Annotated in this window: 5 protein-coding genes; 1 reads left to right on the top strand and 4 read right to left on the bottom strand. The window is 62.6% G+C overall.

All coding sequences use genetic code 11. From position 1 onward, the window contains the following. The first annotated feature begins 26 nt into the window (after positions 1-26). Positions 27-2,249, top strand: coding sequence for an FUSC family protein (locus C5N93_RS09385; RefSeq protein ID WP_069341596.1), 2,223 nt, complete (start codon positions 27-29; stop codon positions 2,247-2,249). A gap of 102 nt (positions 2,250-2,351) precedes the next feature. Here C5N93_RS09385 and C5N93_RS09380 read toward each other — a convergent pair whose 3' ends face one another. The 4 genes from C5N93_RS09380 to C5N93_RS09365 form a co-directional block, all read right to left on the bottom strand. After that, on the bottom strand, positions 2,352-2,990 hold the full coding sequence (locus C5N93_RS09380; RefSeq protein ID WP_069341595.1) for a response regulator: 639 nt from the start codon (positions 2,988-2,990) through the stop codon (positions 2,352-2,354). Between the two features lie 421 nt (positions 2,991-3,411). After that, positions 3,412-4,914 (bottom strand): efflux transporter outer membrane subunit, encoded by a 1,503-nt coding sequence (locus C5N93_RS09375; protein WP_242559065.1) that lies wholly within the window; start codon positions 4,912-4,914, stop codon positions 3,412-3,414. 205 nt (positions 4,915-5,119) lie between these two features. Continuing rightward, on the bottom strand, positions 5,120-8,284 hold the full coding sequence (locus C5N93_RS09370) for a multidrug efflux RND transporter permease subunit (RefSeq protein ID WP_242559042.1): 3,165 nt from the start codon (positions 8,282-8,284) through the stop codon (positions 5,120-5,122). Then, positions 8,281-11,475 carry an MdtB/MuxB family multidrug efflux RND transporter permease subunit gene (locus tag C5N93_RS09365; RefSeq protein ID WP_242559041.1) on the bottom strand — a complete coding sequence of 1,065 codons (3,195 nt, stop codon included), beginning with the start codon at positions 11,473-11,475 and terminating at the stop codon, positions 8,281-8,283. The genes C5N93_RS09370 and C5N93_RS09365 overlap by 4 nt, the downstream gene beginning before the upstream one ends. Positions 11,476-11,498: the final 23 nt, after the last annotated feature.

Here is an 11,498-nt window from a genome sequence, read left to right as displayed (position 1 = left end):
TGCTGCGGAACCCTCGCACCCGACGCATGGACTACCAGACCGATATCAAGAAGTTCCTATATAGCCATTACTTTTTCAGCGGCACCCGGCAGGCAGTCGGCGTCATTCTGCCCGCGCTCGTCCTCTTCTGGGGGATGGACCAGCACCTGCTCGGCATCGAGGTCGCCTCGGGGGCGCTGTGCGCGAGCGTGGTCGACATCAACGGGCCGCTGCGTCACAAGCACACCGAACTGCTCAGTTGCACGCTGCTCGGCGCCCTGACGGTGCTGATCACGGGCATGGCCACCGCCGCACAGCCGTGGCAGCTATGGATCACGTCGCTGATTCTGACCTTCGGGCTGTCGATGCTCGTGGTCTATGGCTTTCGTGCGTCGCTGGTCAGCTTCGCCTGCCTGATGATGATGGTGCTCAATGTCGAGGCCGACCTCACGCGCCATCAGGCGGTGCTCGACGCAGGCGCCGTGCTCGCGGGCGGGCTTTGGTACACCTATTTCAGTCTTTTCGTCTGCCGGATCTGGTGGTTTCGCATCGAACAGCAGACACTCGCCGAGTGCTTCTTCGTCACGTCGGAATATCTGGAGGCCAAGGCGGCCTTCTACGATACGTCGACGGATATCGACGACTGCTATCGGCGTCTGATTGCCGCACAGGTCAACGTCGTGGAAAAGCAGCAGGCGGCGCGCGAAATCATCCTGCGCAATCTGCCGCGACTGCGCATCGGGGCGCTGGAGCCGCGCCGCACGATGCTGTTCAATCTGTTCATCAACATCGTCGACCTGCATGAGACGGTGGTGTCGGTGCATACCGATTACCCGATGCTGCGCCGGGAGTTTGCGAATAACGACGTGCTTCTGTTCTTCCGCGACATGATCCGCAAGATCGCCATCGAGGTCGATGCCATCGGATATGCCATTGCCACGAACGAGCCGTCGCGGGCACAACGTAGCTGGCGCGCGGAGTTCCGGGCTATCGAGTACGAGATCGAGCTCATGCGCAAGCAGTCGCTCCAGCAACGCTCGCCCGAGGCCTATCAAGCGCTCACCAGCACCTTCCGCCGCGTGTGGAGCACCACGCGTATCGTGGAGCGCATGCACCGCAACACGAACGTGAGCACCGCAGGCACGGCCACGGAGATGCAAATCGACCAGGCCCTGGTCCGCTTCACGTCGCGACAGAGCTTTTCTCCTAAATTGCTGTGGAAAAATCTGACTTTTTCCTCGCCGAGCTTCCGGCACGCGCTACGTGTGACGATCGCCATCTCGGCCGGCCTGCTCATCTGCGAAAACTGGTCGCTGCTCGCCGGACAAGACCACAGCTATTGGGTCTTGCTCACGATCATCGTGATTCTGAAGCCCGGCTTCAGCCTGACCAAACAGAAAAATGCCCAGCGTCTGACGGGCACCCTCGTCGGCTGCGTGAGCGTGCTGATCATTCTGTCGTTCGTGCACAAGGCGTGGATTCTGCTGGCGCTCATGTTCTTCTGCATGGTGATGGGCAACAGCCTGTCGCTGTTCAACTACGGCCTGTCGGTCGTGTTCATGTCGTCGTATGTGCTGTTGCTGTTCCACTTCCTGCTGCCGGGATCGCTGTCGGTCATCGGCGAGCGCGCGATCGACACGCTGATCGGTTCGGCGATCGCGCTGGTGTGCTCGTACCTCTTCCCTTATTGGGAATATCGCCTGATGGGGCCGTTGATCCGCAACGCCGTGCAATCGACGCGGACCTATCTCGAATCCAGCGCCGGTCTCGACGGCAAACGCGACGGCCTGGCCTATCGCCTGGCGCGTAAGGATATGCACATTGCCTTCGGGAATTTCGGTGCCGCTTTCCGGCGGATGATGCTCGAACCGAAGTCCAAGCAAGTCTGCGTGGCGGAACTCAACGATTTGCTGGTGCAGAACCATGTGATGGCGTCGTACATCACCGGACTGGCGGATGTCTTGCCGCGTCAGATTGCGGCGGACAAGAGCGGCGAGTTGGGGCAGGTCGTCGCTGCCATCAGCGATCTGCTCTCACAGGCGCTTGCGGCGCCTGCGGCGTCCGTACCGACGGACACGCAGGCGGCGACCGAGGCGATGCGCGACTACACGCGGCGTCTGGATGCACTGGTGGTCGCGCAGGAGCAGCAACCCGACACGGCCGAGGCTCACGTGCAGGAGATCAAGCAAGTGGTCCATCAACTCAAGCAGATGCTGCGCGCGGGCGAGCTGATTCTGCGCGACATGCGGGCGATTCGCTTGCCCGCGTGAGGCCGGCGGGAAGTCCAGCGAAGTCCGCCGGAACCCGCCCGCCCCATCTCTCCCCCGCCTCAATCGGTCGCAGACGGGTTTGCCTGACGGGCCAACGACGGCTCAGGTAATCCCCGTGCGCGTGGCGTAGTGATAAAGGTCGACATCGCGATCCAGTCCGAGCTTTCGCATCGCATTCGTCTTCTGCGAACTGACGGTCTTGACGCTGCGGCTGAGCTGAAACGCAATCTCGCTGATGGTGAGCCCCGATACGAACAACCGCACGACTTCGACTTCACGTCCCGAGAGTTTCGACGCATCGATTTCGGTATCGTCGGCAACGGAATCGTGCAGGCGCGTCGCCAGCCCGGCCGGAATGTAACGGCTGCCGTCTGCGACCACGCACACGATATCGGCAATCGAACTCTGCTCATCGAGTTTCGAGAGAATCGAATGCACCCCGAGTTTGAGCATGCCGCGCAGAATCGCGAGATTCTCCAGCATCGTCACCACGATGATCTTGATGTGCGGGAAGTATCGGCGGACGTAGCCGATGAGAAAAAGCCCGTCCTTGAAATTCCCGCCCGGCATGGAGAAGTCGGTCACGAGAATGTCGCACGGCGATTTGGCCAGCAAATTGACCAATTCCGACGAATTGCCGGCCTCCCCGACCAGATGGATCATTTCCCGCTCTTCGAGCAGACGTCGTATGCCAAAGCGCACAATCGGATGGTCGTCTGCGACCACGACATTGATCGTCATCCCTGCCCCCTTTTCTATTCGTCATCCGGCTGACCGTGGTGACCGCGCGCGTACGCGGTGCTTCGCGCCGGCCGTCACAACGAAGCGGGTCCATTCTGGCAAAAAGGGGCGATGCCAATCGAATGGGAAACGTCACATAGTCATGCCCAAGCGGCTCGCTTGCCACGCGGTGTGGTCAACGGCCAGAAAGCCCGCATGCTGCCCGATAGAGCGGATACTGCACCCTAACTGCTTGACGGGACTCGCGTAGAGATGAAATTGCACAGACGCGCAGCGACGGAGTTTGTGCTACTCGCGTCACCGGCATTCGGAGGATTCGCAGCGCGGGTTTCCGGCATTCTGATCGTGAAAGTCAGAAATACCTTAAACACCGCCGCTGGATTTGATGATCGAGCCGCTCTGCGCCTCGGAATATGCGTAGTTATTCCTGCGCGCTCGCACCGGAAGCAACGCCTACAGGCGCCGTATTCGCCGCATCCGCCGCGGCTCCGCTCGATGCTCCGCCCTCGTGCGGCAGTCCGTGCCAGCCACCGCCAAGTGCCGTGACGAGCAACACATTCGCCGTGAACTGACGGCCGAGGATCGTCAGCGCGGTACGTTCCGTGGTGTATGCCGTGGCCTGGGCCGTGAGCACATTCTGGAATCCGACGGTACCGGCTTTGTACTGGTTGAGGATGAGTTGCGCGGCTTCTCGCGACGACTGCACCGCCTGATTCTGCACAGCCGCCTCACGTCCCAGATAGTTCAGGGCGGCCAGGTTGTCTTCGACCGCCTGGAACGCCGTGAGCACGGTCTGACGGTACGTGGCGACCTGCGCATCGTATGCCGCGATGGCCGCATCGGTCTGCGCACGGCGCAGCCCGCCGTCGAAGAGTGTCGCCGCGAGCGCCGGGCCAACCGACCAGAAGCGGCTCGGCAGCGTCAGCCAGTCCGCAAAGCTGTTGCTCTGGAAACCGCCCGTCGCCGACAGCGAAAGCGTCGGGAAAAACGCGGCCTTGGCCACGCCGATCTTTGCATTGGCCGCTACCACCGAGCGCTCGGCGGACGCGATGTCGGGGCGTCGCTCCAGCAATTGCGACGGCAGACTGACCGGCACCGGCGGCAATGCCGCACGCAATGGCGAAGGTGCCAGCGAGAAGACAGCGGGCGCCTTGCCCACGAGCAGGGCGATTGCGTGCTCCAGCTGCGCGCGCGTCACCTCGATATCGAGCGACGACGCCTGCGCCTGCTGCAATTGCGTCTGCGCCTGAATCACGTCCGAGCGCTGCGCGACACCGACGGCATACTGATTCTGCGTGAGCTTGAGCGTCTGCTCATACGCCGTAACGGTGCGGTCAAGCAACGCCTTCTGGGCGTCCGTCACGCGAAGGTCGAAGTAATTCTGAGCGAGCAGCGCCTGCGCCGACAGGCGGGCATTCGCCAGATCTGCGGCACTCGCCTCGGCACTGGCATTCCCCGCTTCGACCGAGCGGCGTACGCTCCCCCACAGGTCCAGTTCCCAGCTTGCCGTGCCTGACAGGCTGTAGCTGTTCGAGATGCCGCCGACGCCGGATCCGCTCACCGCCGTGTTACTGACCCGCGAGCTGCTGCGTGTGAGGCCCGCGTCGGCGCCGATCGTCGGGAAAAAAGCCGCCCGGGCCTGCCCCGCCACCGCGAGTGCCTGACGATAGTTGGCCTCGGCAACCTTGACGTTCTGGTTGTTGATGTCGACTTGCGCCATCAGGTCGGTCAATACCGGGTCCTGATAGATGGCCCACCAATCGCCCTTGGCCACCGCGTCGCTCGGCTCGGCCAGCTTCCAGTCGCCGGTTTCCTTGAATGCGGCGGGCGTATCGATCTCCGGACGAACATAGTCCGGCCCCAGCGCGCAGCCCCCGAGCCACAACACCGCGCTCGCCGCGAGAAAGGTCGCCGAGCGACGCATACGAGGCGTCATGCCGGCTTCACGCCCATGCCCTTTCTCTTGCCCCGCCGCGACTGCTGCCTGGGAACGAACGCTGGAGACTTGACGATTCAGGGTACGGGACATGGCACACATCGGCCCTTCGGCCGCAACAAAGGTTTCGGAAGACGAACAGGCGCTCGTGGATGAGAGGAACAGCGGCGATGAGCGCACATCGCGTATCGCATCAACCATGGCCCACCTCCCCGACATCGCTGTGACCGCTCTGGCCACGCGCGCGCCAACGCGCCCAACGCAGACGCAGACGGTCGAGATACAGATACACCACCGGCGTCGTATAGAGCGTGAGCACCTGGCTCACGAGCAGGCCGCCCACGATGGAAATCCCCAGCGGCTGGCGCAACTCGGCGCCGTCTCCAGTGCCCAGCGCCAGAGGAATCGCCCCGAGCATGGCCGCCATCGTCGTCATCATGATCGGACGGAAGCGCAGCACGCACGCCTTGAAGATCGCCTCGCGCGGCGGCAGATTCTGACGCCGCTCCGCTTCCAGGGCGAAGTCGATCATCATGATCGCGTTCTTCTTCACGATACCGATCAGCAGAATCACGCCGATCAAGGCGATGATGCTGAATTCGGTGTTGAAGAGCAGCAGCGCGAGCAGTGCCCCCACCCCTGCGGACGGCAACGTCGACAAAATCGTGAGCGGATGGATATAGCTCTCATAGAGCACGCCGAGCACGATGTACACCGTAAGCAACGCCGTCAGAATCAGAATCGGCTGTGACGACAACGCCGACTGGAACGCCTGCGCCGTACCCTGGAAGCTGCCCTGCACCGACGTCGGCATGCCCAACCGGCCGACGGCGTCGTTGATCGACGCCTGCGCCTGCGACAGCGACACGCCTGCCGGCAAGTTGAACGAAATCGTGCTCGCCGCGAACTGCCCCTGATGCGATACGCCCAGCGCCGTGTTCGTGGGACGATACCGCGCGAATGCCGAGAGCGGCACTTGCGCACCCGCAGACGTCACTACATAGATATCCTTGAGCGACTCCGGGCTCTGCCACCACTGGGGCGCCACTTCCATGACGACCTTGTACTGGTTGAGCGGGTTGTAGATGGTCGAGACCTGCCGCTGCCCGAACGCGTCGTTGAGCACGTTGTCAATCTGGCTCATCGTCAGCCCGAGGCGCGACGCCTGATCGCGATCGATGTCCAGCGTCGTCTGCAAGCCCTTGTCCTGCTGGTCCGTATTCACATCGGCCAGATTCGGCAGACGGGAAATCGCATTGCGCACCTTCGGTTCCCACTCGCGCAGTTGCTGAAGGTCGTCCGCCTGCAAGGTGTACTGGTACTGCGCATTGCTCGATCGCCCGCCGACGCGAATGTCCTGCACCGATTGCAGATAGAGCATGGCGCCCGGCTCTCTCGCCAGTTTTCCCCGCAGGCGTGCAATCACCTGATCGGCCGTGAGCTTGCGCTCGCCCAGCGGTTTGAGCGTGACGAACATCGACCCGCCGTTACGGTTGGAGCCGCCGGTAAAGCCGGTCACCGTCGCGACATCGGGGTCCGCCTGCACGATCTTGATGAAGTCTGCGAGCTTCTTCTCCATCGCCTGGAACGAGATCGCCTGATCGGCCTGAATGAAACCGATCATCCGCCCCGTGTCCTGCTGCGGGAAGAACCCCTTCGGCACGACCATGTAGAGCCAGACGTTCAGGCAAATCGTCGCCAGCAGAATCAGCAGCATGAGCGGCCCGTGACGCAACGCCCACGCGAGCGAGCGTTCGTACTCGCGCAGCATCGCCTCGAACATGCGCTCGGTCCGCTCGCCCAGGCGTGTCCAGATGGAGGGCCGCTTTGGCGGCTCCGGCGCGAGTGGTGCCGTGCCCACCGGCACACCCGGCGCCGGCTTTCCCTTAAGCAAACGCGCACACATCATCGGTGTCGTGGTCAGCGAGACGACCAGCGAGACCATGATGGCCGCCGACAGCGTGACGGCAAACTCGCGGAACAACCGTCCGACAATGCCGCCCATCAACAGCAGCGGAATGAACACGGCCACCAGTGAAATACTCATCGACAGCACGGTAAAGCCGACTTCGCGTGTCCCTTTGAGCGCCGCCGCGAAGGGACTCAGCCCTTCTTCGATATGCCGTGAGATGTTCTCCAGCACGACGATCGCGTCGTCGACCACGAAACCGGTCGCAATGGTGAGCGCCATGAGCGACAGGTTATCCAGACTGAAGCCGCACAGATACATCACCCCGAACGTGCCGATCAGAGAGACCGGCACCGCCACGCTCGGAATCAGGGTGGCGCGCCAGTTCCGCAGGAACAGGAACACGACCATGATCACGAGCCCGATCGAAATCAGCAGCGTGCGCTCGACCTCCCGCAGCGACGCGCGAATGGTCGGCGTGCGGTCCATCACAACATCGAGGTTGATGGCCGCCGGAATCGACGCACGCAGGTTCGGCAGAATCTTGTTGATGCCGTCGACCGTCTGGATGATGTTCGCGCCGGGCTGCGTCGTAATGATCAGCAGCACCGACGGCTTGCCGTTGGCCGAACCGGCGTTGCGCAGATCCTGAACCGAATCGACCACGTCCGCGATGTCGGACAGGCGTACCGGCCGGCCGTCCTGATAACTGATGATGACGGGCAGGTATTCCTTGGCCGTCTTCGCCTGATCGTTCGCCAGAATCTGCCAGCGACGCTCCCCCTCTTCGAGCGCGCCCTTCGGACGATTCGCGTTGACGGCCTGAATCGCCGTACGTACCGTCTCCAGCGGGATCTGGTACTTGTTGAGCGCCGTCGGATTGAGTTCGACGCGCACCGCCGGCAACGAGCTGCCGCCCACGGTCACGTCACCCACGCCTTCGAGTTGCGAAATCTTCTGCGCGAGAATCGTGGACGCCGCGTCATACATCTGCCCGCGCGTCATGCTCTCCGACGTGAGCGCAATGATCATTACCGGTGCACTGGCCGGGTTCACCTTACGATAGGTCGGATTGCTCGGCAGCCCCGTCGGCAGCAGACTGCGCGCCGCATTGATCGCGGCCTGCACGTCGCGTGCCGCACCGTTGATGTCACGCGAGAGATCGAATTGCAGCGTGATGCGGGTCGAGCCGAGCGAGCTGTTCGACGTCATTTCCGTCACGCCGGCGATACGCCCGAGCGAACGCTCCAACGGCGTCGCCACACTCGCCGCCATCGTTTCCGGGCTTGCGCCGGGCAGCGACGCCGACACGGAGATGGTCGGAAAATCGACCTGCGGCAGCGGCGAGACCGGCAGCAACCCGAAGGCGACGATACCCGCCAGCGTCACCCCGATGGTGAGCAGGACGGTCGCGACGGAGCGCTTGATGAAGACGGCTGACAGGTTCATCGTACCGGGCCGTCCGTCGTGACCGCAGGACCGGCGCTACCGCCGCCCGGGCCGCCCCGATCGTCGTGGTCACCGTGGTCGCCGTGCGACGCGTCATCCGACGGGCCGAAGCGTCGCTCACGCCAGGCACGCGCACGCAGCGCCCAGCGATCGAACCACAGGTAGATCACCGGCGTGGTGAACAGCGTCAGCACCTGACTGACCATCAGACCGCCGACCATCGTGATACCGAGCGGCTGACGCAACTCCGAACCGACGCCCGAGCCGAGCATCAGCGGCAACGCGCCCAGCACGGCGGCCATCGTCGTCATCAAAATCGGGCGAAAACGCAGCAGACACGCCTGATAGATGGCTTCGCGCGGCGCCATGCCATGCTCGCGCTCCGCTTCGAGCGCGAAGTCGATCATCATGATCGCGTTCTTCTTCACGATACCGATCAGCAGGATGATGCCGATGATCGCGATGATGCTGATGTCGTTCCCCGAGACCATGAGCGCAAGCAATGCCCCCACCCCGGCGGACGGCAACGTCGAGAGAATCGTGATCGGGTGAATGTAGCTCTCGTAAAGCACGCCGAGCACGATATACATCGTCACGACCGCCGCGAGAATCAGCCACAGCGTGTTCGAGAGCGAGGCCTGGAAGGCCTGCGCCGCCCCCTGAAACGTCGTCTGCGTGCTCACCGGCAGACCGATGGACTGCTCGGCCTCCGTAATCGCCTTCACCGCATCGCCGAGCGACGCGCCTTTCGCCAGATTGAACGAGATCGTCGCGGCCGGGAATTGCGCCTGATGGTTGATGGCCAGCGGGGTCGGCTTCTCGACGATCTTCGCGAACGACGTGAGCGGCACCTGCACGCCGGACGTCGAAGCGACGTAGATGCCCTTGAGGGCGTCCGGTCCTCGCTGGAAGTCGTCAGCCACCTCCAGCACCACGCGGTACTGCGAGGCCTGCGTGTAGATGGTGGAAATCAGACGTTGTCCGAAAGCGCTGTAAAGCGTCTGATCGACAGCCGCCGGCGTCACGCCCAATCGGCTCGCCGTATCGCGATCGATGTCCACATAGGCTTGCAGTCCGTTGACCTGCAAATCGCTCGTCACATCGGCCAGTTGCGGCACATGTTGCAGCTTGTCGACCAGCTTCGGCACCCACACGCCCAGCGTGTCCAGACTCGGGTCCTGCAACGTGAACTGATACTGCGTGCGACTGATGCGGTCTTCGATCGTCAGATCCTGCACCGGCTGCATGTAGAGGGCGATGCCCGGCACCTTGGCGACCTCGGGCTGGATACGGCGGATCACCTCCGACGCGTCGAGCCCGCGCGTTTCCTTGTCCTTCAGATTGATGAGCAGACGTCCGCTGTTAAGCGTGGCGTTCACACCGTCCACGCCGATGAACGACGACACCGACTGCACTGCCGGATCCTTGAGCACGGCAGCCACCAGCGCTTGCTGACGCTCGCCCATCGCGGCGAACGAAATCGACTGCGGCGCTTCGGAAATGCCCTGAATCACCCCTGTGTCCTGCACCGGGAAGAAACCTTTGGGCACCCACAGATACAGCAGCACGGTCAGCACCAGCGTGCCAAGTGCGACGAGCAACGTCGCGCGTTGACGATCGAGCACCCACGTCAGCCACTCGCCGTACTTCGCGATGATGCGATCGAACATCTCGCCGGTCTTCCGGTAGAACTTGCCCTGCTTCTCTTCCGGCACATGACGCAGCAGTTTGGCGCACATCATCGGCGTCAGCGTCAGCGACACCACCGCCGAAATCAGAATCGACACCGCCAGCGTGATGGCAAATTCCCGGAACAGCCGCCCGACCACATCGCCCATGAACAGCAACGGAATCAGCACGGCAATCAGCGAGAACGTCAGCGAAATGATCGTAAAGCCGATCTGCTCGGCGCCCTTGAGCGCGGCCTGCAACGGTTTCTCGCCCTGTTCCATGTAACGGGCGATGTTCTCGATCATCACGATGGCATCGTCGACCACGAAGCCTGTCGCGATGGTCAGCGCCATGAGCGTCAGGTTGTTGATCGAAAACCCGGCGAGATACATGACACCGAAAGTGCCGACCAGCGAGAGCGGCACCGCTACGCTGGGAATGATGGTCGCCGAAACGTTACGCAGGAACAGGAAGATCACCATCACCACCAGGGCGACGGCGAGAATCAGTTCGAATTGCACGTCGGAGACGGACGCGCGAATCGTCGTCGTGCGATCGGTCAGCAACTGCACGTCGATACTGCCCGGCAGCGCCGCCTGCAACTGCGGCAGCAACGCCTTGACCTTGTTGACGGTCTCGATCACGTTCGCGCCCGGCTGACGCTGCACGTTGAGCACGATCGCCGGCGTGGTGTCGGCCCATGCGGCGAGCTTGGTGTTTTCCGCACCGTCGATCACGTCGCCAATATCGGACAGACGGATCGGACCACCGTTCTTGTACGCAATCACAAGGTTCCGATACTCGTCGGCGGACGCCAGTTGATCGTTGGCATCGATGGTCGACGCGCGCAGCGGGCCGTCGAAACTACCCTTCGCCTGATTGACGTTGGCCGCCGCAATGGACGTGCGCACGTCTTCGATATTCAATCCGTACGATGTGATGGCACGGGGATTGACCTGAATGCGCACGGCCGGACGCTGTCCGCCCGAAATACTGACCAGACCGATGCCCGGCAACTGCGATATCTTCTGCGCGACGCGCGTGTCGACCAGATCCTGAAGCTTCGGCAGCGGCATGGTCTTCGACATGATCGCCAGCGTCAGAATCGGGGTGTCCGCCGGGTTGACCTTGTTGTAGATCGGCGGCATCGGCAAATCGCTCGGCAACAGGTTGCTGGCGCTGTTGATCGCGGCCTGCACCTCCTGTTCGGCAACGTCGAGCCCGAGATCGAGCGAGAACTGCAACGTGATCACCGATGCGCCGCCCGAACTCGTCGACGACATCTGATTGAGCCCCGGCATCTGCCCGAACTGACGCTCCAGCGGCGCGGTCACCGACGAGGTCATCACATCCGGGCTCGCGCCCGGATACAGCGTGACCACCTGAATGGTCGGATAGTCGACTTCCGGCAATGCCGAGAGCGGCAACAGCCGGTAGGCGACGAAGCCGGCAAGCAGGATCGCCAGCATCAGCAACGATGTGGCGACCGGTCGAAGAATAAACTGGCGGGACGGATTCATTGGCTACGTCGAAGGGCGTCTCT

Origin of the sequence: Pandoraea sp. LA3, from assembly GCF_022696215.1 — a bacterium.
GTDB lineage: Bacteria > Pseudomonadota > Gammaproteobacteria > Burkholderiales > Burkholderiaceae > Pandoraea > Pandoraea capi.
This window is presented reverse-complemented; position numbering and strand designations above follow the sequence as displayed.